Source organism: Rhizobium sp. B21/90, assembly GCF_019355815.1.
GTDB lineage: Bacteria > Pseudomonadota > Alphaproteobacteria > Rhizobiales > Rhizobiaceae > Rhizobium > Rhizobium rhododendri.
This window is the reverse complement of the sequence record NZ_CP072163.1, coordinates 871,621-895,479: the sequence shown is the minus strand read 5'-3', so window position 1 is coordinate 895,479 and position 23,859 is coordinate 871,621. Positions and strand designations below refer to the sequence as shown.

Annotated in this window: 20 protein-coding genes; 10 read left to right on the top strand and 10 right to left on the bottom strand. The window is 60.2% G+C overall.

Annotated elements, in window-relative coordinates; translation table 11 throughout:
* Positions 1 to 27: 27 nt before the first annotated feature.
* Together J5278_RS22255 and J5278_RS22250 are read right to left on the bottom strand one after the other, a co-directional pair.
* Positions 28 to 2,442, bottom strand: a complete 2,415-nt coding sequence (locus J5278_RS22255; RefSeq protein ID WP_219258346.1) for an FAD-dependent oxidoreductase — start codon at positions 2,440 to 2,442, stop codon at positions 28 to 30.
* A 118-nt stretch (positions 2,443 to 2,560) separates the two neighbouring features.
* Complete coding sequence (locus J5278_RS22250) at positions 2,561 to 3,217, bottom strand: TetR/AcrR family transcriptional regulator (protein ID WP_142830917.1); 657 nt, start codon at positions 3,215 to 3,217, stop codon at positions 2,561 to 2,563.
* A gap of 171 nt (positions 3,218 to 3,388) precedes the next feature.
* Between J5278_RS22250 and J5278_RS22245 the strand changes: the two genes are divergently transcribed.
* The 7 genes from J5278_RS22245 (at position 3,389) to J5278_RS22215 (ending at position 11,252) form a co-directional block, all read left to right on the top strand.
* Positions 3,389 to 4,981, top strand: coding sequence for an ABC transporter substrate-binding protein (locus J5278_RS22245; protein ID WP_142830919.1), 1,593 nt, complete (start codon positions 3,389 to 3,391; stop codon positions 4,979 to 4,981).
* Positions 4,982 to 5,165: 184 nt separating this feature from the next.
* Positions 5,166 to 5,861: a FadR/GntR family transcriptional regulator gene (locus J5278_RS22240; protein WP_143123140.1), complete on the top strand. Its 696-nt coding sequence runs from the start codon at positions 5,166 to 5,168 to the stop codon at positions 5,859 to 5,861.
* Positions 5,858 to 7,024: a PLP-dependent transferase gene (locus tag J5278_RS22235; RefSeq protein WP_209186414.1), complete on the top strand. Its 1,167-nt coding sequence runs from the start codon at positions 5,858 to 5,860 to the stop codon at positions 7,022 to 7,024. Before J5278_RS22240 ends, J5278_RS22235 begins: the two co-directional genes overlap by 4 nt.
* 40 nt (positions 7,025 to 7,064) lie before the next feature.
* Positions 7,065 to 8,324: a sugar ABC transporter substrate-binding protein gene (locus tag J5278_RS22230; protein ID WP_143123138.1), complete on the top strand. Its 1,260-nt coding sequence runs from the start codon at positions 7,065 to 7,067 to the stop codon at positions 8,322 to 8,324.
* 93 nt (positions 8,325 to 8,417) lie between these two features.
* Entirely contained in the window at positions 8,418 to 9,353 is a 936-nt protein-coding gene (locus J5278_RS22225) for a carbohydrate ABC transporter permease (protein WP_142830927.1), read from the top strand.
* A gap of 4 nt (positions 9,354 to 9,357) precedes the next feature.
* Complete coding sequence (locus tag J5278_RS22220; RefSeq protein WP_142830929.1) at positions 9,358 to 10,188, top strand: carbohydrate ABC transporter permease; 831 nt, start codon at positions 9,358 to 9,360, stop codon at positions 10,186 to 10,188.
* Between the two features lie 5 nt (positions 10,189 to 10,193).
* On the top strand, positions 10,194 to 11,252 hold the full coding sequence (locus tag J5278_RS22215; RefSeq protein WP_142830931.1) for an ABC transporter ATP-binding protein: 1,059 nt from the start codon (positions 10,194 to 10,196) through the stop codon (positions 11,250 to 11,252).
* A 46-nt stretch (positions 11,253 to 11,298) separates the two neighbouring features.
* On the opposite strand, the gene J5278_RS22210 is transcribed toward J5278_RS22215, so the two are convergent.
* The 4 genes from J5278_RS22210 to J5278_RS22195 all read right to left on the bottom strand — a co-directional run bounded on the left by J5278_RS22210 (position 11,299) and on the right by J5278_RS22195 (position 15,557).
* Positions 11,299 to 12,369 (bottom strand): ABC transporter ATP-binding protein, encoded by a 1,071-nt coding sequence (locus J5278_RS22210; RefSeq protein WP_142830933.1) that lies wholly within the window; start codon positions 12,367 to 12,369, stop codon positions 11,299 to 11,301.
* A gap of 25 nt (positions 12,370 to 12,394) precedes the next feature.
* Positions 12,395 to 13,243 carry a carbohydrate ABC transporter permease gene (locus J5278_RS22205; RefSeq protein WP_142830934.1) on the bottom strand — a complete coding sequence of 283 codons (849 nt, stop codon included), beginning with the start codon at positions 13,241 to 13,243 and terminating at the stop codon, positions 12,395 to 12,397.
* Positions 13,236 to 14,174 carry a carbohydrate ABC transporter permease gene (locus J5278_RS22200; protein ID WP_209186416.1) on the bottom strand — a complete coding sequence of 313 codons (939 nt, stop codon included), beginning with the start codon at positions 14,172 to 14,174 and terminating at the stop codon, positions 13,236 to 13,238. The genes J5278_RS22205 and J5278_RS22200 overlap by 8 nt, the downstream gene beginning before the upstream one ends.
* A 72-nt stretch (positions 14,175 to 14,246) precedes the next feature.
* Positions 14,247 to 15,557 carry an ABC transporter substrate-binding protein gene (locus J5278_RS22195; RefSeq protein WP_142830936.1) on the bottom strand — a complete coding sequence of 437 codons (1,311 nt, stop codon included), beginning with the start codon at positions 15,555 to 15,557 and terminating at the stop codon, positions 14,247 to 14,249.
* 206 nt (positions 15,558 to 15,763) lie between these two features.
* Here J5278_RS22195 and J5278_RS22190 point away from each other — a divergent pair, with 206 nt between their 5' ends.
* From J5278_RS22190 to J5278_RS22180, 3 genes are read left to right on the top strand one after another with little or no spacing between them, the layout of a single operon-like run.
* Entirely contained in the window at positions 15,764 to 16,969 is a 1,206-nt protein-coding gene (locus J5278_RS22190) for an ROK family transcriptional regulator (protein ID WP_142830937.1), read from the top strand.
* 37 nt (positions 16,970 to 17,006) lie between these two features.
* Positions 17,007 to 18,107 (top strand): Gfo/Idh/MocA family protein, encoded by a 1,101-nt coding sequence (locus tag J5278_RS22185; RefSeq protein ID WP_143123134.1) that lies wholly within the window; start codon positions 17,007 to 17,009, stop codon positions 18,105 to 18,107.
* A 17-nt stretch (positions 18,108 to 18,124) separates the two neighbouring features.
* Positions 18,125 to 18,766, top strand: a complete 642-nt coding sequence (locus J5278_RS22180; protein WP_219258345.1) for a ThuA domain-containing protein — start codon at positions 18,125 to 18,127, stop codon at positions 18,764 to 18,766.
* A 135-nt stretch (positions 18,767 to 18,901) separates the two neighbouring features.
* Here the strand turns inward: J5278_RS22180 and J5278_RS22175 are convergent, their stop codons facing one another.
* The 4 genes from J5278_RS22175 to J5278_RS22160 form a co-directional block, all read right to left on the bottom strand.
* Positions 18,902 to 20,125, bottom strand: coding sequence for an MFS transporter (locus tag J5278_RS22175; protein ID WP_209186420.1), 1,224 nt, complete (start codon positions 20,123 to 20,125; stop codon positions 18,902 to 18,904).
* A gap of 186 nt (positions 20,126 to 20,311) precedes the next feature.
* Positions 20,312 to 21,325 carry a ribosome small subunit-dependent GTPase A gene (gene rsgA, locus J5278_RS22170; protein WP_257623410.1) on the bottom strand — a complete coding sequence of 338 codons (1,014 nt, stop codon included), beginning with the start codon at positions 21,323 to 21,325 and terminating at the stop codon, positions 20,312 to 20,314.
* A 121-nt stretch (positions 21,326 to 21,446) separates the two neighbouring features.
* Positions 21,447 to 22,109, bottom strand: a complete 663-nt coding sequence (locus J5278_RS22165; RefSeq protein WP_143123131.1) for a DUF2161 domain-containing phosphodiesterase — start codon at positions 22,107 to 22,109, stop codon at positions 21,447 to 21,449.
* A 97-nt stretch (positions 22,110 to 22,206) separates the two neighbouring features.
* Positions 22,207 to 23,835 (bottom strand): Na+/H+ antiporter, encoded by a 1,629-nt coding sequence (locus J5278_RS22160; protein WP_142830943.1) that lies wholly within the window; start codon positions 23,833 to 23,835, stop codon positions 22,207 to 22,209.
* Positions 23,836 to 23,859 lie beyond the last annotated feature (24 nt).

Sequence of the window (23,859 nt, the reverse complement as noted above, 5' to 3'; positions counted from 1 at the left end):
ATTCGCTCGTTAGCCGGGGTGTGTGCATCAGCTGCGCATCGCGCGCCCGGCTGGATCGTAAGGCGAGTTGGGAATGATCCGCGCCGCGCGGGGCTGCCCGACGACGTGGACCACAAGCTTCATGCCTTCGGCTGCAAACTGCCGATCGACGAGGGCAAGGGCGATGCTCTTTCCAAGTGTATGGACGTAGCCGCCGGAGGTGATGTAGCCGATCAGGCTGTCTTCCTTCCAGACCGGTTCGTAGCCGCTGGCATCGGCATCGGTCGCGTCGACTTCGAGCGTGACGAGCACCCTGGCAGCTCCACCGGCGTTACGCTCCGCCAGCGCCGCCTCCCGGCCGACGAAATCACCCTTGTCGAACGCTATGAAGCGCTCCAGCCCGGTCATTGAAGGCGTGTAGGCCTGGGTAAATTCGCGCGACCAGATGCCGAAGCTTTTCTCCAGACGCAGGGCATTTGTCGCGCCATAGCCGATCTCGCGAAGGCCGGCATCTTTGCCAGCGTCCAGCAGGATGCGGCGGAGCGTGGCGTGTTCGAAGGCCCGGCAGTTGATCTCGTAGCCCAGTTCGCCGGTAATCGAGAGCCTTGCCACCCGGGCCCGAATAAGGCCGATATCGATTGTATCGCAGCCCATGAAAGGCAGCGCGGAGCGCGCTATATTTTGATGGGTGAGACTTTGCAGGATCTCCCGGGAGGCGGGACCGGATAGCGCGAAACCGGTGAAGTCGTCCGAGATGTCATCTACGGTCACGTCGCAGGAAAGATGGCTCTCGAACCAGCGCATGTGCCAGTGCCTGAGGTAATAGGAGCCCATGATCCACCAGCTGCCATCGCCCCAGTTGAACAGCGTCAGGTCGCCCTTCAGCTTGCCGCTGTCCGAGAGCATCGGTGCAAGCCTTGCCTGCCCCGGTTTGGGCAGGCGACATGCGAAGGTCCTGTCGAGCCAGCCCTGCGCGCCCGGACCCGATACCCGGTAGCGCGAGAAAGCAGACGTATCCAGGAGCCCCGCTTTCTGGCGGACGGCAGCGACTTCGGCGCCGATGATGGCATCTGCGTTGGAGCGCTTGAGGCTTGGTTTTTCGACGAAGTCGGGGTCGGCGAAATAAAGCGGGATTTCAAGGCCCCAGCTGCTGCCCCAGCGGGCGCCGGCCGCAGTCATCGCGTCGAACGCGGGTGGCGTGCGCAACGGTCTTCCGGCCGGCAATTGCTCGTTCGGGTAGCTCATGACGAAGCGGCGCGAGTAGAACTGTCCTGTCGTCTGGCGAATATATTCGCGGTTGGAGGCGAAATCGCCGTACCGGGCGATATCCATACCGAAGATGTCCGCCTCGGGCTCGCCGTGCACCATCCACTCGGCCAGCGACTTGCCGACGCCGCCGCCCTGCAGGAAGCCCGCCATCACACCGCAGGCAACCCAGTAGTTCGGCACGCCGCGCACCGGCCCGACAAGCGGGTTGCCGTCCGGAGAAAAGGTGAAGGCGCCGTTGACCCATCGCTTGATGCCTGCCGTCTGCAGGCACGGGAAACGCTCGAAGCCGAGTGTCAGCTCGCTGGCAATGCGGTCCGTATCCTCCTGAATAAGCTCAATGCCGAAATCCCATGGCGCGCCGTCCATGTTCCAGTGCCGGTAGTCGGTCTCGTATATCCCCAGTAGCAGGCCTTTCTGCTCCTGTCGCATGTAGGTGAAGCCTTCGAGATCGACGATCATCGGCAGTTCGTGGTCGAGAGCCGCAATTTCCGGGATAGACTCCGTGACCAGATAGTGATGCTCCATCGGCGTCACCGGCAGGTCGATGCCGGCCATGCGGCCGATCTGCTTGGCCCAGAGACCGCCTGCATTCACCACATGCTCGGCGATCACGGTTCCTTTTTCCGTGACGACGTTCCAGGATTTGTCGGGACGTTGCGTCAGTTCCAGCACCCGGTTGTGCTCGATGATCGTGGCGCCGCGTTTTTTGGCGCTGCGTGCATAGGCATGCACAACGCCCGACGGGTCGATATGCCCCTCGCGCCCGGCATACAGGCCACCCAGCACGCCTTCGATACTGACGATCGGGCAAAGCTTCTTGATCTCTTCGGGGCCGACGAGGTGGACGTCGGATATGCCCATGGTCTGGAAGACGCGGTAAGTGGATTGCAGCCATTCCCAGCGTTCGGGAGCGGACGCAATGGAAATGCCGCCGGTCATGTGCATGCCGATATTCTGGCCCGATTCAGCCTCTATCTCCGACAGAAGGTCGATCGTGTAGGATTGCAGCGCAGCGATATTGGGATCGGCATTGAGGGCGTGAAAGCCACCCGCCGCATGCCAGCTCGATCCCGCCGTCAGTACGTTCCGCTCGAAGAGCGCCACATCCGTCCAGCCGAGCTTCGCCAGATGATAGGCCACAGAGGCGCCGACAACCCCGCCACCGATAATGGCAACTCGGTAATGGCTTTGCATGGGTCCGGTCCTTTCCATGTTGGCGGGCAACGTTCTCTATTTCCAACCTGCCAATAATGGACACTAATGTCTATGAATTTCAAGGCTTGAATTTCTCTCTGCCTAGCCGCTCGGCTGCTCAGACGTCCGGGTGAAAGCGACGAGCGAACCGCCTGAAGGCCTCCATCTCATCCTCCGTCACATGCTGTCCGCTGAAAGCCAGGACGTAGGATTCCACATAGGTAAACCTGACCTTCATGCTCTCCGGTACATCGAGCGCATAGTGACCGATCTGCGTGAAATAGAGGACCCGTGCCCTAACAAGAGCTTCCTTGGCGGGGTAGCCGTGGCGAATGAACATCTTCTGTAAAGCGTCTACGCGCTGATCGTCTGCCTGTACCACCACGGCGTTCACGGACGAGGAACGCTTAGCCCAAAACCGCACCGCCATATCGAGCTGGAAGTCGAAAAGGCTGGCGTCCACCCAGCATTCGAAGACGTTGAGGATTGCCTGCGTTATCGTGTCTGCCGGTCGCATGGCACGCTCGATGATCGGGCCCGTGTTCTTGCGGAGCCACAAATCGAGCATCTGGGCGTGAAGGTCCTTGGTGTTCTTGAAGAAGAAATAGAAGCTCGAGCGGGACACGCCGAGTGTCTTGGCAATGATCTGAACCTTGACACGATCTATCCCGTCGCTGATCAGCGCCTGGATGGACAGGTCGAGCCATTCCTCCTTCGTCGTGCGGCCAACCCTCTCTGGGGCATCGGCCTTTACCCTGGTGTTGCTGCTACTCATGCCTGCACCCGTAGTTTCATCTTCGCTCATTATCAAATAGCCCATGCGCCGGATAAAGTTCTGGCGAAATGCAGGATTGACGAGCCGTAATAATGGACATTAGTGTCTATGGAAGCTGCTCGTCTAGAGATGATCCGTCCGTTGTGCACTTTATCGAAAAGGGGATGCCGAATGACGTCGAAGTTTGGAAATGAGAACCGGGACCCCCTTTCGACGGTTCAGTCTGCCGAAGGCGTGACTAGGCGTACCGTCTTGCAGGGTTCGCTCGCAGGCGCCGCATTGATGTTTACGGGCAGCGGCGCATTTGCACAGGCTGCAACACCCAAGAGCGGCGGCCATCTGAAGATCGCCATGAACGGCGGCGCGTCGACCGATGCACTCGACCCCGCAAGCTACATCAGCGCCCTGCAATTTGTGCTGGCCCGCAGCTGGGGCGATACCCTGGTCGAGACCGACCCGACGACCGGCAAGGCGGTTCCGGCTCTGGCTGAATCATGGGAGACGACCGATGGCGGAACGACCTGGTCGTTCAAGATCCGGAAGAACGTGCGCTTTCATAATGGCGATGCGCTGAAAGTCGAGGACGTCGTCGAGACGCTGCGCCGCCACAGCGACAAAGCCTCCAAATCAGGCGCGCTCGGCTACCTCGCCAGCATCAAGTCCGTAGAGGCTTCGGGCGAGAATGTCGTCGTGACGCTGACCGAGCAAAACCGCGACCTGCCGCTGATCTTCAGCGTCTACAACCTCGTCATCCAGCCGAACGGTGGCAGGGGCGATCCCAATGCCGGTATCGGCACCGGTCCCTTCAAGATCGTCCGCAACAATCCCGGCGTCCAAATCCTGCTTGAGAAGAACAAGGACGACTGGCATCCCAACCGTGGCTGGGTCGACAGTGTCGAGATCCTGGCGATTGCCGACGTATCGGCGCGAACGGCCGCTCTGGCCTCGGGGCAGGTTCATTTCATCAATGCAATCAACCCCAATACGATCCCACTGCTGGGGCGAATGAAGAATATCACCATTCACAACACGCCCGGGCGCAGCCACTATACGATGCCCATGCTGGTCGACCAGAAACCGTTCGACAACGTCGATCTTCGCCTTGCCTTGAAATACGCCATCGATCGCAAATTTCTGCTGAAGCAGGTCCTTGGTGGATACGGGACGCTCGGCAACGACTTTCCTGTGAATGCTGCCTTCGACATGTTTCCCGGCGACATTCCGCAGCGTGAATTCGATCCGGAGAAGGCTGCCTTCCACTACAAGAAGTCCGGTTTCGACGGGGCCGTTCCAATCTATGCTGCCGACGTCATGCAGGGCGGCGTCGATATGGCGGTCATCCTGCGGGATGGCGCGGCGAAGGCCGGCATCAAGGTCGCCGTCAACCGCGTTCCGACGGACGGCTACTGGAGCGGCGTCTGGCGCAACAAGCCTTTCTGCGTCTCGTTTTTCGGAACGCGCCTGACGCAGGACCTGATCTATTCGCTCGAATTCTATTCGAAATCAGCAAGCAACGAGTCGAAGTTCGACAATGCGAAATTCGACACGCTGCTGCTGGCCGCACGGGCCGAAGCAGACGAAGCGAAGCGCAAGGAGATGTACCGTGATATGGCACTCCTCGTGCGCGACGAGTCGGGTTCGATCATTCCCGTGTTCAACAACTACCTGAATGCGTCGAGCCCCGCCCTGAAGGGCTTCGTACCGGACGTCGGCAACGATCTCAGCAACGGATACATCGCATCACGCGTCTGGCTGGAGAGCTGAGGCAATCGGCGTGATCGTTGTCTGATCGATTATCGCGCCGACCGTTCATCCCGCAATACTTCCGCGTTCGCCTCTCAGCGGACGACGAATTTCTATTGCTGTGGCTTTCCGCGGGTCGCACGAAAAAAAGATTGACCTGATAGCAGATGTCAGACCAATCTATCGGCAACGAGGGAACGTACGTTTGCTGACACCATTGCCTACTCAGGATCGGACGCGCCAGGTCATCGATGCGTTGTCCGATTTCATAGAGAAAACCAACCTCCAATCCGGCGACCAACTGCCGACCGAGCGCGAGATGATGGGTGCCTTGTCCGTCGGTCGCTCGACCATTCGCGAGGTCATGACCCACTTCCAGGCGCTTGGGGTCGTAGAGACGCGCAAGGGGAGTGGCACCTACCTGCTGAAGCCGGTTTCCAAGGCAACGATCCATATGCCGCTGTCAATGGACACCACGCATTTGCGCGACGTCCTGTTGCAGACACTCGAGGTTCGGCGCGGTATCGAATGCGAAGCTGGGATGGTGGCTGCCAGGAAGCGCACTCCGGAAGATCTTGCGATCATCGAGGAAAAGCTCGACGAGATGGAGCGCGTCCACATCGCCAAGGGCGCCTCCGGCCCCGAAGACCTGGCGTTTCACCTCGCCGTCTATGACGCCACCCACAATCCACTATTCAAGCAGTTGCTGGAGCAGATGCGTGGCACCTTCGAGCGCTTCTGGACCCATCCTTTCGACCGGGAAGACTTTGCGCGTCGGTCGTTTCCGTTCCACCGCACCCTGTTCAACGCGATCGTGGCACAGGATCCGGAGGCAGCGCGCCTCGAAACATTGAAGATTCTCGACGTCGTCGAGGAAGACATCAAGGAAATGTCAAAATGACCGCAGAGCTCGGGCCATTCGATCTCGCATCACTGATTACCGCTCATGACGAAGGCAATTATGCCGAAGCGGTGGTGCCTCCGATCTTCCAGACATCGCTTTTCACCTTCTCCGATTACGACGATATGATCGCCTCCTATCGCGGCGAAAAGGTCCGGCCCATCTACACCCGCGGCCTGAACCCGACGGTCCGGATGTTCGAGGAGATGCTGGCCAAGCTCGAGGCGGCCGAGGATGCGCTCGGATTTGCCAGCGGCATGTCGGCGATCTCGTCAGCCGTGCTCACATTCGTGGAACCGGGCGACCGGATCGTCGCCGTCAAGCATATCTACCCCGATGCCTTTCGCCTGTTCGGCACGATCCTCAAGCGCATGAAGGTCGAGGTGACCTATGTCGATGGTCGCGACGAGGAGGCCGTCGCAAAGGCGCTTCCGGGCGCCAAGGTATTCTACATGGAAAGCCCGACCAGCTGGGTGATGGAAGCCCACGACGTCGGCGCCCTTGCAACGCTCGCCAGGCAGCACGGTGTCGTTTCGATGATCGACAACAGCTGGGCCAGCCCCTTTTTCCAGCAGCCGCTGACGCTGGGCGTCGATCTGGTCATTCATTCCGCCTCCAAATATCTCGGCGGCCATAGCGATGTCGTCGCTGGCGTTGTCGCGGGCTCGAAGGCGCTGATCGCAAGGATAAAGGCCGAGGCCTACCCCTATCTCGGCGGCAAGCTTTCGCCTTTCGATGCCTGGTTGCTCATCCGCGGCATGCGCACATTACCGCTGCGCATGAAGGCGCACGAAGCCGCAGCCATGACGATCGCCAGACGGCTGCATAACCTCGACGTCGTCGAGGAGGTCTGCCATCCCGGCCTTGCCAACCGATTGCCGGCAGGCCTCAACGGCACGTCCGGCCTGTTCTCTTTCATTTTCCGCGAGGGCGTCGATATCCGGGCCTTCTCCGACCATCTCAGGCTTTTCAAGCTGGGCGTGAGCTGGGGTGGCCACGAGAGCCTCATCGTGCCCGGCGAAGTCGTCCTGCAGCAGAAGGCCCAGCCCAATTCCGCGCACACCTTCGGGATCAGCGCGCGGTCCGTCCGCCTGCATGTCGGTCTCGAAGGAACCGAGGCCTTGTGGAGAGATATCGAGGAAGCAATCGCTGCAGCCTCGTAGGAACCATCAACAGGAAGAAAAACCGAAAAGGGGGAATAGCATGAAAAGACTGATAACAGCGGCACTCTTTACCGCGATGATGGCGGGAACCGCGTTCGCCGATACGACACTCAAGCTCGTCGAAGTCATCACCAGCCCCGAGCGTACCGAGACGCTCAAATCGCTCGTTGGCAAGTTCGAAGCGGCCAACCCCGGTACAAAGGTCGATATCATTTCGCTGCCCTGGAACGAAGCCTTCCAGAAATTCGCAACGATGGTCTCGGCCGGCGATACGCCCGATGTCATGGAGATGCCGGATACCTGGCTGTCGCTCTATGGCAATAACGGTATGCTCGAAAGCCTCGAGCCCTATCTGGCGAAATGGGAGCACACCAAGGAACTGACGCCACGTGCGCTGGAACTCGGCCGGGACGTCAAGAACACCGCCTACATGCTACCCTACGGCTTCTACCTGCGCGCGATGTTCTACAACAAGAAGCTGTTGGCACAGGCCGGCATTTCCGAGCCACCGAAGACCATGGACGATTTCGTCAAAGCCTCCGCGGCGGTCTCGAAGATCCCCGGAAAATACGGCTACTGCATGCGCGGCGGCCCCGGCGGCCTTAATGGCTGGATGATCTTTGCGGCCTCCATGGCGGGCGACAACACGTATTTCAAGCCGGACGGCACGTCGACCATGAACGACGAAGGCTGGGCCAAGGGCATCGAGTGGATGGTCGATCTCTACAAGAAGGGATATGCGCCAAAGGATAGCGTCAACTGGGGCTTCAATGAGGTCGTAGCCGGCTTCTATTCGGGCACCTGCGCCTTCCTCGACCAGGATCCGGATGCACTGATCGCCGTTGCCGAGCGCATGAGCAAGGACGATTTCGGCGTCGCGCCCTTGCCGAAGGGACCGTCCGGCAAGTCTTTCCCGACGATCGGCTATGCTGGCTGGTCGATGTTTGCGACAACCCAGAACAAGGACCTGTCCTGGAAGCTGATCGCCACCCTCGAGGGCCAGGAAGGCAACCTCGAATGGAACAAGAAGATCGGTGCGCTGCCGGCCTATACATCGGCAGAGAAGGATCCGTTCTATGCCGGTGACCAGTTCAAGGGCTGGTTCGAGGAACTGGCCGACAAGAACACGGTGCCGACTGTCATGCCGACCTATCTGGAGGAATTTGCCTTCTTCAAGGATTCGCTGGCCATCAAGACCTCGCAGCAGGCTTTGCTGGGCGATATCTCCGCCAAGGATCTTGCCGATCAATGGGCCGACTATCTGACCAAGGCGCAGCAGAAATTTCTCTCCAAGAAATAGGGCTTGATGCGGCGACGGAGCAATCCGTCGCCGTTTTCGCACACACTGTTGCCAGCCGCATTGCCGCTGCAAACCTGAACGGACCTTTGGCCGATGACCATGACCGCCTATACCGATGACAGGCGTCGAGACCGCAGGCCCTGGAAAAAGCGGCTCGCCGATGCCTCGGAACCCTATCTCTACAGTGCACCGGCACTGATCCTGATCGTCGCCGTCATGCTGGTGCCGCTGGTGATTGGCGTCTCTTATGCCTTCCGGGATGTCCAGCTGCTGAAACCGTTTTCCGGCGGCTTCATCGGCCTCGATCACTTTCGCGATCTTTCCAAAGATGCAGCCTTTTACGGCGCGCTGAGAAACACCCTGTGGTGGACCGGCGCATCGGTCGTCCTGCAATTTGCCTTCGGGCTGATCCTTGCCCTGCTGCTGGACAAGCCATTCTGGGGGCGTGGCCTCGTTCAGGCCCTGGTGTTCCTGCCCTGGGCCGTGCCCTCCTTTCTGGCCGGTCTCAACTGGGCCTGGCTCTTCAATCCGGTGATCGGACCGATCCCGCATTGGCTGTTCGCACTCGGCCTGATGGATCAGCCCGACAACATCCTGTCCAACCCGCATTATGCGATGTGGGGGCCGATCGTTGCCAATGTCTGGTGGGGGATTCCGTTTTTCGCGATCACGCTTCTGGCCGCGCTGCAGGCAATCCCGCGCGATCTCTACGAGGCGGCCTCCATCGATGGGGCCAGCTGGTTCCAGCGGTTCCAATCGATCACGCTTCCATTCCTGGCACCGACCATCGCCATCACCGTCCTGCTGCGAACGGTCTGGGTCTCCAATTTCGCTGACCTCATCGTCGTCATGACCGGCGGTGGCCCTGCTGATCGTACGCAGATCGTCGCCAGCTACATCTTCACCCAGGCCTTCAAGCGGCTGGATTTTGGTTATGCGTCGGCCATCGCGCTGGTGCTGCTGGTGCTGTTGCTCGCCTATTCGATGGTGATCATTCTGCTCCGGCAGACATTGCTGAACAAGGACTAGGCCCATGAGACGATCTTTCCTGCCCATCATCGCCCATCGGCTCGCTATCCTCGTCTACATCGTATTCGCCCTGTTTCCGCTGTTCTGGCTGTTGAAAGTTTCGCTGACGCCGAACGACCTCCTCTATACCGAGGGGGTGCGGATGTGGCCTTCGCGCACGACCTGGGAGCACTACGCGTTCGTGCTGGAGCACAGCGATTTTCCGACGTTCTTCAAAAACAGCGTGATCGTCTCGGCCTCTACCGCCATTGCCGTGACGATCTGCGCGTCATTGGCCGGCTATGCGCTGTCCCGCTTCGATTTTCGGGGCAAATACTGGATCGTGGCGCTCATGCTGCTGACGCAGATGTTTCCGCTGGTCATGCTGGTGGCGCCGATCTTCAAGATCCTCTCGCCTCTGCACCTGACAAACAGCCTGACCGGCCTGGTGATTGTCTACACGGCGTTCAACGTGCCCTTCGCGACCTTCCTGATGCAGTCATTCTTCGACGGCATTCCGAAGGAACTAGAAGAAGCCGCGATGATCGACGGCGCAACGCAATTCATCGCCTTCCGGCAGATCATCCTGCCGCTGACCTTGCCCGGCATTGCGGCAACGCTCGGCTTCGTTTTCACCGCAGCCTGGAGCGAGCTGCTCTTTGCCCTGATGCTGATCAACGGCAACCAGGCGGCCACCTTCCCGGTCGGGCTCTTGACCTTCGTTTCCAAATTCTCGGTCGATTTCGGTCAGATGATGGCGGCGGGCGTCATGGCACTCATTCCGGCCGGGCTGTTCTTCCTGCTCATTCAACGTTACCTCGTCCAGGGCCTGACGGCCGGCGCGGTCAAGGGATAGTCACCATGGCATCGATCGATATCCAGAACGTCAGGAAGGCCTACGGCCATGTGCAGGTGCTGCACGACGTAGACCTGCAGATCGAGGACGGCGAATTCATCGTGTTGGTCGGTCCCTCCGGATGCGGAAAGTCCACGCTGCTGCGCATGATCGCCGGTCTCGAGGACGTCACCGGTGGTGAAATCCGGATCGCCGGTCGCCGGGTCAACGAATTGCACCCGAAGGACCGCGACATCGCCATGGTGTTCCAGTCCTATGCTCTCTACCCGCACATGAATGTCGCCGGCAACATGAGCTACAGCCTGAAAATCCGGAAGATCGCCAAGGAGAAGATCGCCGCGGCGGTGTCGCTGGCGTCTTCCAAGCTGGGTCTCGATCCGCTCCTCGAGCGGCGCCCCAAGGCACTGTCCGGCGGACAGAGGCAGCGTGTCGCCATGGGTCGGGCAATCGTGCGGGAGCCAAAGGCGTTTCTCTTCGACGAACCGCTCTCCAACCTCGATGCGCGTCTGCGCGAACAGATGCGTGCCGAAATCAAGAAACTGCATGCCGATCTGAAAGCGACTTCGATTTACGTCACCCATGACCAGATCGAGGCGATGACGCTGGCGGACCGGATCGTCGCCATGCATGGAGGCGTTGTCCAGCAGGTCGGAAGCCCGCTCGAACTCTATGACCGCCCCGCCAATCTTTTCGTCGCAGGTTTTATCGGCTCTCCCGGCATGAATTTTCTCGAGGCCAGCTACGACGGGCACCAGATGATCCTCGGGGATGGCACTCCAGTTCCGCTTGCCTCAACACCAATCGTCACGACCGGCGAAAAGGCAACGCTCGGCATCCGCCCGGAACACGTGGTCGTGACACGGAATGGATCTGGTATCAGTGCCGACGTGGACCTGATAGAGCCGACCGGTTTCGGTATTATCCTCCACCTGAAGCTGCACGGCCTGCCATTCAAGATCTTCACACTCGATCGCGAAACCATGTCGATGGGCCCGAAAGTCTCCGTCGCCTTCCCGACCCAGCATCTGCATGTGTTTGACGGCGAAGGAAACAGAGCGACCTGATCGGCTGTTATGCCGGAATCCGAGAAGGCGCTGCTGTGTCAACGACTTAAAGCGCGATCCCGCTGATGCGATCGAAGACGTAAACCTGGTCAGGGTTGATGTTGACGTTGAGCGCGGCGCCGTAGCTGACAGGGAACTCGCCATCCACAACGGCTGTCATTTGTTGGCCGGCAATCTCGAACAACACATGTGTCTGCGCACCGGTTGGTTCAACAAGCAGGGTCCGACCGCTGAGTGGTGATCCCTTTCCTGCCGGGTTCAAGTTCTCTGGACGCAAGCCGATCGTAACCTCCTGTCCCGACGTGACCCGCCTCTCGGCGGCAATGCGCAGCGCAGTCCCGTCCTTCAGCCGGACAACTGGCTCGCCCGCCAGACCCTCCACCACGCCGTCGAGCACATTCATGGCAGGCGAGCCAATAAAGCCCGCGACGAACAGGTTGGCGGGGGTTCGGTAAAGTTCCAGGGGCGTGCCGTGCTGCTCTATCCTGCCCTGGTTGAGCACGACGATCCGGTCGGCAAGCGTCATGGCTTCGATCTGGTCATGGGTGACGTAGATGGACGTCGTCTGGACCTTCTGGTGGAGCGTCTTGATCTCGGCACGCATCTGGACACGGAGTTTGGCGTCGAGATTGGACAGGGGCTCGTCGAAGAGGAAGACGGAGGGATTTCGCACGACGGCCCTGCCCATGGCCACCCGCTGGCGCTGGCCTCCGGAGAGCTGGGCCGGTTTCCTCTCAAGAAGCGCGGTCAGATCCAGCATCCGTGCCGCCTCGTTGACGCGCTGGTCGATCACAGTCTTCGGCTGCCCTGACAATTTGAGATTGAATGCCATGTTCTGCGCCACTGTCATGTGCGGATAGAGCGCGTATGACTGGAACACCATGGCAATGTTGCGCTCGCGGGGCGTCAGCGCGTTGACGATGTCGCCACCGATCAGCACATCGCCGCCGGTAACCTCCTCCAGCCCGGCGATCATCCTCAGCAATGTCGACTTGCCACAACCGGATGGACCGACCAGAGCGATGAATTCCCCGTCGCTGATCGAGAGCGAGATGTCATGAATGACATCGAGCGCACCATAGGATTTGCGGAGGTTCTGAAGTTCGACGGATGCCATGCTTTGGATGCTCCAGTTGCGCCTGTCAGGACTTCACCGCACCGGCTGTCAGGCCAGCGATGATGTGTTTTTGCGCGAGGAAGAAGACGATGATGGTCGGCAGGATGGTCAGCGTGATGAAGGCCAGCACCAGCTGCCACTGTGTCCCGAACTCGCCGCGATAGACCATGATCCCGAGTGGCCAGGGATAGATCGATTCCGAGTTCAGCATGATCAGCGGCAGGATGTAGCTATTCCAGCTGCCGACGAAGGAAATGATGCTGACAGTGGCGATGATCGGTCGCGAAAGCGGAAGGGTGATGTACCAGAAGAAGCGCATGTAGCCGCAGCCGTCGACCAGCGCTGCCTGGAACAATTCCTCCGGCAGGTTTTTGAAATAATTCCGCAGGAGCAGGATGCTCATTCCAAGTCCGAACGCGACCTGCGGCAGAACGACGCCCCAATAGGTATTGAGAAGGCCAAGATCGCGGATGCGGATGAACAGCGGCAGTATGGCTGTTGCCGCCGGGAACATCAGGCCGATCAGGAAGTAATTCAGCAGAAAATCCGAGCCGAAGAAGCGCACGTGGGCAAAGGTGAAGGCGGCCATCGCCGAGACGCTGACGGTCAGGAACACCGTCAGCAGGGCGATGATCAGCGAATTCATCATCTGTCGCCAGTAGCGATCGCCAAACAGGATGTCGGTGTAGTTTTCGACATGCCATTCCGCTGGCAGGCCGAAAGGATTGACCCTGAGATCGCCGAGCGACTTGAAGCCGCCGAGCGCGGTTGTCAGCAGTGGCACGAGGACGATGGCTGCGATGATGGTCAGCGACAGGTACAGGTAGGCCCTGGTGCCGGGGCTGACGCGAATGGATGTGGCCATATCAGTCATTGCGCATAAATATCCGTTTGTAACCGAAGGCGAGGGTGACGCAGATCACGAACAGCACCACCCCGACGGCGCTGCCGAGGCCGACCTGCATCCTGGTGACGCCGAAATTGAAGAGGAAAGTCACCATCGTCTGGGTCGAGTTGAACGGTCCGCCACCGGTCAGCGGCATGATCAGGTCAAACAGTTGCAGCGAGCCGACGATCGCGAAGAAGACGGAAAGACGCAGTGTGGAGGCAAGCAGGGGTAGCGTAACATAACGGAATTTCTGCCAGCCCGTAGCACCGTCGATCTCGGCGGCTTCCAGAATGCTCTTGTCGAGCGATTGCAGCCCGGCGATGAACAACATCATGTGAAAGCCGAAATACTTCCAGACGATGACCGCCAGGACGGCGTAGATCGCCAGGTCCTTATCGGCGAGCACATAGGGCGTCGCAACGCCGAACAGATGCGCCAGCGACGCGAACAGGCCATAGTCGCCATCGTAGACGAAGCGCCAGATCAGGCCGGCGGCCACCTCGGCGAGCACGTAGGGCAGAAAGAAAATCAGCCGGAACATCACCACGCCGGCAATCCTGTTGGCGAGCATCGTCGACAGCCAGATCGCCAACGGAATCTGCACGATGATCGAGACGACAATGATCAACGCGTTGTTTTTCAGAGATGTCAGAAAGGCCTGGTTGTTGAACAGGACCTGGAAATTCCGCAGGCCGACAAAATCCGTCGGTGCGCCGTAGCCACTCCATTTATAGAGGCTGTACCAAGCCGCTTCTCCCATCGGCAGGATGACAAAGATCGTGAAAAGCAGCAGGGCAGGTGGCAGGAAGATGAGCAGCACCGGCAGGCGGCCGTGGTTTGCCGAGCTCTTTCGCCGGACAACAGGCTTGGGCCGTGCCGCCGCACTGACGGTCGATGTGACGCTGATATCAGTCATAGGGATTGCCTGTCTCGAGATTCGAGGTTGCGGCCGGCGGCGGGCAACGCGTGCTGCCGCCGGACACAGGCTTCAGAGTTGATCCTGCTCGAAAGCCTCCTGGATCTGCGCAGCTCCATCCTTCGGCGTCAGCTGGCCGGAGACAATGCCAACGGAAACATCGTTGACTACACGCCCGACGGACGGTCCCAGATCCTGGTCGAAGAAGTTCTGGTGCCAGGTGGTATGGGCCAGTTGTTCGGCGGACTGCCTCATCAGCGGATTGGTGACCCCATCCTCGGCGCCGACCGCCACGGGAATGATCATACCGGCCTTCGCCATCGCCCGCTGGTTGTCGGCATTGTTGAGATAGGCTAGGAAATCCAGCGCTTCCGGGGGCGCTTTTTTCGACACCGCCCAGGCATTCAGTCCCCCGAGCGTATCCGTCGCGGCACCAGCACCCCCCGTTACTGCCGGAAACGCAAAGCGACCGATATTGTCGCTGGCGAGGCCTTTGCCGTCGCCGGCATTGGTGCGCTGGTTGGATTCGGTATTCTCGAAGCCAAGGATCATCGCCGCCTTGCCGTCGGCAAATACGCCGAGGGTCTGCGGCCATGTCGCGCCGAGATACCCCGGCTGGAACGGTTCGAGTTTGCCGAGGTCGGCAAGCTGCTCGCCGGCCTTGATGACGGCGGGATCGTTGAAGCCTTCACCCTGTCCGGTCTTGGCGGCGTCGAAGACCTTCTGGCCGCCGTCGCGCATGACGAGGTAGCTCCAGTAGAAGTGGATCGGCCACTTTTCGCCGCCACCCCCGGCGATCGGCACGATACCGGCAGCCTTGATCTTCTTGACCGCTGCCAGATAGTCTTCCCAACTCTTGATGGCGGTTGCGTCGACGCCGGCTTTGGCGAACAGCGCCTTGTTGTAATAGAACGAGACCGTGCCGAGCTTGAAGGGTACGGCGCTGATTTTGCCGTCGAAGGTCAGGCCCTCGACGGCAGCAGGATTGAAGCTCTTCAGCCACGCGCCGTCATTGGCCTTCATTGCAGTGGTCAGATCCAGCAGAGCGCCAGTTGCCATCTGCTGCTTCAGGACGCCGCCACCCCAGCTATAGAAAAAATCCGGGGCGTCGCTCGATTGCAGCAGCGTCGGCAGCTTGGCCTTGAATGCTTCGTTTTCCAGAAACTGCATCTGGATTTTGACGCCGGGATGCTGGGTCTCATAGGTATCGGCTATCTTGCGCCAGATGGCGACATAGCCAGGATCAAGCTCAAGGTGCAGCCACTTGACGGTGGTATCGGCCATCGCACTGGCCGCACCGAGCATCATGGCAAGTCCGGTGGTAGCGACAAGCATAGCTGTCCGCTTACCGCGAAGGGCTTTCGCCCCGACGATCTGAAACATCATTTCTCCTCCCAAGGGAATGACAAGTCCTCACTATTTTTCCCTTATGCGGATTAAGTCATCGGAAAATTGCACAGTTGTCAATCGCTAAACTTGTTTTTTAGGCAGCAAGGCTTGACAGTCTTCAACGTGGGGTCTCTATTTAATTCATGATCCGGCCTAAATTCCACGGCGGGATAGTTGGTCCAACAGGTTGCTTTGTCTCAATGAAAACTGCCGACCCAGAGCTGATGCGGGCGATCAACCGTTTCAGTATCCTTGATACGATCCGGCGCGCGGGGCCAATCGCGCGGATCGAAATCAGTGAACTCACGCAATTGTCGACGACGACGGTGTCAGCCATCACGGCAGCCCTGCTGGACGATGGTCTGATCCTGGCGCGACACGAGGGCGATCTTCGCAATCCCGCAGCGCGAGGTCGCCCGAGGGTGGCGCTGGAGCTCAATCCGGCTGCCGCGCGCGTCGTGGGCGCAAAGATTGCTGCCGATCGGATGATCTTCGTGGTGACTGATTTTTGCGGCGAGGTGCTGTCGAGACAGACGATGGCGCTGCGCGTCGATCGGCAGCCGATCAGCGTCATTGCCGACCTTATCGATGACGGGGTCCGTCGTTGCGTTATCGATGCGGATCTGTCGATCCATGATATCGATCTCGTCTGCCTCGGTTTGCCCGGGCTGATCGAACACCGCACCGGGCATGTCCGCACCAGCCCGATTTTTCGCGAAACCGGCGTCGATTTCGCCCGGGAAATGTCCGAGCGGCTGGGCATTACCACGATCGTCGAGAGCGATGCCCATGCGATAACTCTGGCGCATCACTGGTTTGGACACGCCCGCGAGCTCGATGACGTCGTCGTGGTTTCGCTGGAGAAAACTCTTGGTCTCGGCGTCCTGCATGGTGGCCAGCTGTTTCGTGGCGCTGGCGGTCTTAGTCATAACCTCGGAGATCTCGTCATTGGCATGGGATCGGAAGGGGCCATCCGTCTCTCCAGCCAGGCGGGGGAAAACGCCATCTTCGGTGCACATTCGAGTGGCGGACGCTTTGCCGAAGCCGTCCGGCTTGGGCGCGGCATGGCGCACGCGCAAACACTCATTGCTGGCGAGGACAATGGACTGATCGTCGCTGCCACCCGCGCCGGCGAGGCCTGCGGCATGGCCGTCGCCAATATCGTCACGTTGTTCGCACCGCCCCGCGTCATCGTCGTCGGATCGACACTTGCGCTGGGAGCGCCGTTTCTCGATAGCCTGCGTCATGCCTATGCGGCGGCTATTCCGCCTTCCATCCGGGGCGTCGCCGAACTTGTTTTCGACCAATCGACCGATGAGACCTGGGCACAGGGAGCAGCGGTCGTGGCCCTTCGCGAACTCTACGAATCGCCCTGGAGCACGACAGGGCCCGCGCCGGCGCACTAACCCACAAAAATTCGAACCGGTCTTGGAGGAGGCAGTTATGGAAAAAGTTGGAATCGGCATTATCGGCTGCGGGAATATATCCGGCGCCTACCTGAAAGCCATGAGATCGTTCCCCATTCTCGATATCAAAGGCGTGGCGGACCTCAATCGCGACCTGGCGGAGGCAAAGGCTGCGGAATTCGGCCTGAAAGCGGTCGACATCGCAGAGCTTTTCGCCGATCCGGCGGTTGAGATCATCGTCAACCTGACCATCCCGAAGGCCCATGTGGCTGTCGCCCTGCAAGCGCTCGATGCGGGAAAACACACCTATTCGGAAAAACCGCTCGGCATCAACTTCAATGAGGGCAAACGCCTTGCCGATGCTGCCGCGGCGAAGGGGCTGAGGATCGGTGCTGCGCCGGACACATTCCTCGGCGGCGGCCACCAGACGGCGCGTGCCATCATCGATGAGGGCGCCATCGGGCAGCCGGTCGGTGGTACCGCGACCTTCATGTGCCCCGGCCACGAGCGCTGGCATCCAAACCCGGATTTCTATTACGAGGTCGGCGGCGGCCCCATGCTCGATATGGGACCCTATTATATCACCGATCTTGTCAATCTGCTCGGTCCGGTCTCGCAGGTGGCCGGCTTCGCCACGACCCCGCGCAAGGAGCGCATCATCACCAGCGCGCCGCGCAACGGCCAGCATATCCCCGTGCATGTCGCGACCCATGTCGCCGGCGTCATGGCTTTCGCAAATGGTGCCATCGTACAGATCGGCATGAGCTTCGATGTCGCTGGCCACAAACATGTTCCGATCGAAATCTACGGGACGGAAGGCACGCTTCTCGTGCCCGATCCGAACCACTTCGGCGGATCGGTGGAATATCTGAAGAAGGGCGGCGAGTTCGAGACCCGCGAGGTTACAGGACCTTATGCAGACGGCAACTACCGCTCGCTCGGGGTTGCTGACATGGCACATGCCATTCGCTCGAACCGACCGCATCGCGCCAGCGGAAGCCTGGCGCTGCATGTGCTGGAGGTGATGGAAGCCTTCCAGACCGCGTCCGATACCGGCCGTACGGTCAGCATCGCCACTGAGACCGGGCGTCCCGCTCCCCTGTCCGAATCCCTTGTGGACGGGCTGATCGGGCAATGAAACAGGAGAACAGTACAATGCGCGAAGCACTTATCGTTTGGGGCGGCTGGAGCGGTCACGAGCCGCAGGAATGCGCCCATATCGTCCGCGACATTCTCGAAGAGGATGGTTTCAAGGTCTATCTGGAAAACAGCACGGAAGCGTTTGCCGATCCATCCATCCACGACCTGAGCCTGATCGTGCCGATCGTCACGATGTCGAAGATCGAGAAGGAGGAGGTAAAGAACCTGGCCGCTGCTGTCGAGAGCGGTGTTGGTATCGCCGGTTATCACGGCGGTGCGGGCGACAGCTTTCGCGATAGCGTCGACTACCAGTTCATCATCGGCGGCCAGTGGGTGGCCCATCCCGGTAACATCATCGATTACACCGTCAATATCACCAAGCCGGACGATCCGATCATGGAGGGGATCGAGGACTTTCCTTACACCTCCGAGCAATACTACATGCATGTCGACCCATCGAACGAGGTGTTGGCAACGACTACCTTTACCGGCGAGTATGCCTACTGGATCAACGGTGTCGTTATGCCGGTCGCCTGGAAACGCCACTATGGCAAAGGCCGGGTCTTCTATTCGTCGCTCGGGCACCAGGCCAAGGAGTTTTCGGTGTCGCAGATGAGAACGATTTTCCATCGCGGCATGAATTGGGCGGCAAGGTGATTGGCGGACTGAATGCTGCCCTATGGCGCTCGGGCGAGCGCCATAGGGAAAGTTGAACAGGGCGCACAGCGCGAATAAGGGAACCGGGTTTGACGGTCAATCTCATCCAATCCGTCAAATGCCGGTACTAAACTCCTACGCCTGCCTTGCGCGGTGGCGGCGACCTTTGCCTATATCTGGCAGGAAGACGGTGAGAAGCCCTAGGAGCGGCAGGTAGGAGCAGATGCTATAGACGTAGGCGATGCCCTTGTGGTCGGCGACAATGCCGAGCCCGGCAGCGCCGATCCCGCCGATGCCGAAGGCAAAGCCGAAAAATAGTCCGGCGATCGTACCCACCCTGCCTGGCACCAGTTCCTGCGCAAAGACGATGATCGCTGAAAATGCCGAGGCGAGGATGACGCCGATGATGACGGTGAGCACCACCGTGACCTCATAGTTGGCATAGGGGAGTGCGAGGGTGAACGGCAAGGTGCCCAGGATGGAGAACCAGATCACGAACTTGGTGCCGAACCAATCGACGGCAGGGCCGCCGGCAACGGTGCCGACCGCAACAGCCCCGAGGAACACGAACAGCAGAATCTGCGCATGCTGGACCGACACGCCAAAGCGGTCGATCATGTAGAAAGTGTAGTAGCTCGACAGACTGCTCATGTAGATGAATTTGGAAAAGACAAGGAATACGAGCACGATAATCGACTTGACGATGGTTGCGCGCGGCAGGGCCACGACGGCCGCGACCACCTTTCGCTTGGCGTTGGCAATGCGGTGGCGGGAATACCAGACGCCGACCCGCCACAGGACGATCATGCCGAGCAGGGCGACCAGCGAAAACCATGCAACGCTGACCTGTCCGCGCGGCAGGACGATGAAGGCTGCCAGCAGCGGTCCCATGGCCGAGCCAAAATTGCCGCCGACCTGAAACAGCGATTGCGCCAGCCCGTGACGTCCGCCGGAGGCAAGCCGCGCGACGCGCGAGGATTCGGGGTGGAACACGGCAGAACCCAGCCCGACCACGCCGGCGCCGACGAGCAGTACCCAGTAGGCATGGGCAAACGCCAGCAGCAGCAGACCGATCAGTGTAAAGCCCATGCCGACCGTCAGCGAATATGGCAGCGGCCGCTTGTCGGTATAGATGCCGATGAGCGGCTGCAGCAGCGAGGCCGTTACCTGGAAGACCAGGCCGAGGAAGCCGATCTGGGTGAAATCGAGCCCGTAGCTATCCTTGATCATCGGATAGAGTGCCGGGATGAGAGACTGCATGGTATCGTTGAGCATATGGCAGAAGCTGACCGCCATGATGATGCCGAAAACCGTTTCCTCGGCAGTCGGCGTTGCTGTGCTCGCGGTTGTGTCGGTCATGTCAGCCTCCCGTTTGTCCACTTGAGGTTGATCAAGTAGCGCCGGGTCGGGACTGGCTCAAGCCGGGTTGGGCTTCTATCCGTCGCATCCGCGCAATTCCTGCAAAAGTGCCTGGCGATTTGGTGTCCGGAATGCGTAAAAACAAAGGGATAGAGGCTTTCACGTCTCCGTGAAAACAGAATTGCCCTAGTATTTCTTTTTGCGACCCGGAACCTTGTTGCCGCGCGGCCCCGTCTGCACCGGGGTGTTCTGGACATTTTCCTCGGAAAGCTTGCGCCAGCGATCCAGCCGTTCGGCCGAAAGCGTGCCTTCCTTGACCGCCTTCTGGACAGCGCAACCGGGCTCGTGCGCGTGGGTGCAATCGCGGAACCGGCAGAAGGGTGCCAGATCTGTAATCTCGGCGAACAGCGTTTCGATGCCGAATGAGGCGTCGCTGACATAGAGCGTCCGCATGCCGGGCGTATCGATCACCCAACCGCCGCCGGCGATAGCGTGCAGCGAGCGAGAAGTGGTGGTGTGACGGCCTCTGGCATCCTGCTCTCGAATACCGCCGGTCTCCTGGGTCTGCTCGCGATCAGGCCCCGCCAGCGTATTGACGAGGGTCGACTTGCCAACGCCTGAAGAACCAACCAGCGCCACCGTGCGGCCAGCTCCGCACCACGGTGCCAGTGCACCCACTGCATCCGGAGAGCGGCCGTTGAGCACGACGACGGCGAGATCGCGCTGCAGCGCCTGCGCCTGCTGCCTGTAGCTTTCGGCGTCGTCGACGGTGTCGGCCTTGGTGAGCAAGATCACCGGCTCGGTGCCCGCCTGGTTGGCAAGCGCCAGGTAGCGCTCGAGCCGCGAAGGATTGAAGTCGGCATTGCAGGATGTGACGATGAACAGGGTGTCGACATTGGCGGCGGCCAGCTGGTTGTCCTTGCCTTCCGTGCGGCGCTGCAGCAGCGCCTTGCGGTCCAGGCGGCGGACGACGAGATCGGTCTCGCGTTCCGCTAGCACCCAGTCGCCGACGGCGAACTCGCCGGTACTAGCGTGCGGCCCAAGAATGAGCTGCTCCGGCCCATGCTCCGATATGCCAGCGAGACGGGTGCGGTGAACGCCGGAAATGCGGCGCGGTTCCAGACCGGCGTCGGCATCCTCGATTTGCGATTGGAAAAACTCAGACCAGCCGAGTGCTGCAAGCGATGCTGTATCCGTCACAGGTTGCCCCCGGGGCTTGGCGTTGCAGTCATCGGCCAGCTCCTCTTCGATACGGGCATGGACGCTGATAGCAGACCGGTCGCCGAAAGGGCAATCACTTTGGCGGATGCATTGTCCAGAACTAATCGACGACCGTGACTTGCGGCCATTGTTTCAGCGCCTGCCTGCCGCCCTCGGTCAGGGCGTAGACGCCTTTTTCCACCCGTTCGAACCAGCCGTAGACGTTGCGCAGCAGGATCGTTCCTGCCTGCGGTGCTACCAGTTTCATATCCTTCGGGCGAAGAGGCCCGGCCTCGAGCGCTGCAGCGATAGCAAGCGCCTGCTGGCGGTAGGCGGTCATGACGGGAATTTTGGTCGAGCCGCCGAGCATGGGATCGCCGCGCCGCCGCTGGTGCTCCCGGACGAGCCGCGAGCGCCGCTTGGAATTGGTTCGAGGCATCGGCGTTACCGACTGGACGATGACGCTGACCACGCCTGCATCCGAGACGCCCAGCATGCCGAAGCCCAGTCGCCGGCAGAGATCGCGATAGCGACTGTCGGATTCGCGACCTTTGCCCCTGGCCGAAATACGGGCCGCAATCCACACCTCGTCGCAGACGGACGCCCGGTCGACTGCTTGCAGGACGAGTTCGAGGTTGAACGTCAGCTTCAGTTCGCAGATGACGACGATGCCGGGGTCGTCGTCGCTGAGCCCCACCATATCGCAGCCGCCGATCTCGCCCTTGACCCGGTAACCGGCACTTTCCAGAAAGGCCTTCACGGGAAGATAAAGCGTTTTTTCCAAGCTGGGTCCGACCTAGGTGATTCTGTCTCTCTTCTTTTGCAATGCCGTGGCCGGCTTCGCAATGCCTGCAGCGCCGATGCCGCCTTGCGAGGTGCTGCTAGCTGAGATAGCGCGCTTCGAGCAGATCCAACTCCTGGACCAGTTTCCGGCCAGTCGCGCTGCCGAGCTCGCGGGCGCGGACCTTGCGGAAAATCTCGCTGCGTTCGGCCCGGACTGCCGCCAGCCGCAACTGCATTTCGATCTTGGCGATCTCGCGCGACGTCGAGCCCTCATCTTCGGCACCCGTATGGATTTCCAGCCGCCGCCGATAGAATTCGGTGACCCGCGCTGCGGCCTCGACATAGAGGTCGGTGTCGTCCTTGCCCTTGGCAAGATTGTGCTGGACCTCCTCGACTTCCTTCATGGCGACCTGCGCCGCAGCGATCCGGGCTGCGTCCTCATCCTCTTCCCGCTTGGTTTCCTTCGGTAGCTCCAGGTTGCGCAGTAGTGGCGGTAGGAACACGGTGGCGGCGATCAGCGAAAAGACGATGACCCCCATGGCGAGGAATATCGCAAGGTCGCGTCCCGGAAAAATCGATCCGTCGTTCATGGTCAAGGGCAGGGTCAGCACGCCGGCCAGCGTCAGTGCGCCTCGCACGCCGGCGACGGAAAAGGCCGCGACAATGCGCGAACTCGTCGAATCGTGTCGCCGCTTGTCCCGAAGCAGCGTCAGTTGCAGCGACACCCAGACCCAGACGAAACGCAGGCTGGCAAGACTGACCGTCAGCGCGAGGACATAGGCCAGCAGCCACCACGGGTTTTCGTGGCCGGTCAGCTTTACCGTCTGGTCGGCGCGCGACAGGATGCCCGGCAGTTGCTCGCCGAGAAGGACGAAGATGGTGCCGTTCAAGGCAAAGGCGATCATGTCCCACACGGCACTGCGGCGAACGCGGGTGATGGCCATGGCCCGGCCCGAATTCTCCGCGATGCTCATCGTTACCCCGGCAGAGACAGCCGCGAGGATCCCGGAGCACTTCAGATGCTCCGCCAGCAGATAGGCGGCAAACGGCATAAGCAGGCTCACCAGGATCTGCGAGCCGCTCTCCTCGCCGTAGCGCTGCGAAAGGCGCGTACTGACCGCGTTGATCGTCCAGGTGACCGCGATGCCGATCACCAGCCCGCCAATCGCTACCCAGAGAAAATTCAACGTTGCGTCATAGAGCGAAAACGTGCCGGTCAGGGCGGCAGCGATGGCAAAGCGCAGGCAGACGAGGCCGGATGCGTCGTTGAGAAGCGATTCGCCCTCGAGGATATGCATCATCCGCGGCGGGATCTTCACGCGCTTGGCAATGGCCGATACGGCAATCGGGTCGGTCGGAGAAACAACGGCTGCGAGCGCGAAGCAGACGGCCAGTGGCATGGCAGGTATCAGCCAGTGGACAAAAAGTCCGACGCCAAGAACCGTAAAGACGACCAGCCCGAGCGCCAGTTCAAGAACGATGTTCCGGTCCCGTATCAATTCCTCGCGCGGAATGCGCCATCCGTCGAGAAACAGCAGCGGCGGCAGGAACAGCAGAAAGAAGATATCCGGTTCCAGCGTGACGCTGAGATTTGCCGACAGGCCGATCGCTGCGCCAAGCACGATCTGGATAAGCGGCAAAGGCAGTGTTATCGGGATAACCCGCGACACCAGGCCGCTGACGACGATGGCCAGCAACAAAACGAGGGCTGTGGTGATGACGTCCAAGAGATGCTCGTCCTTCGGTTCTGC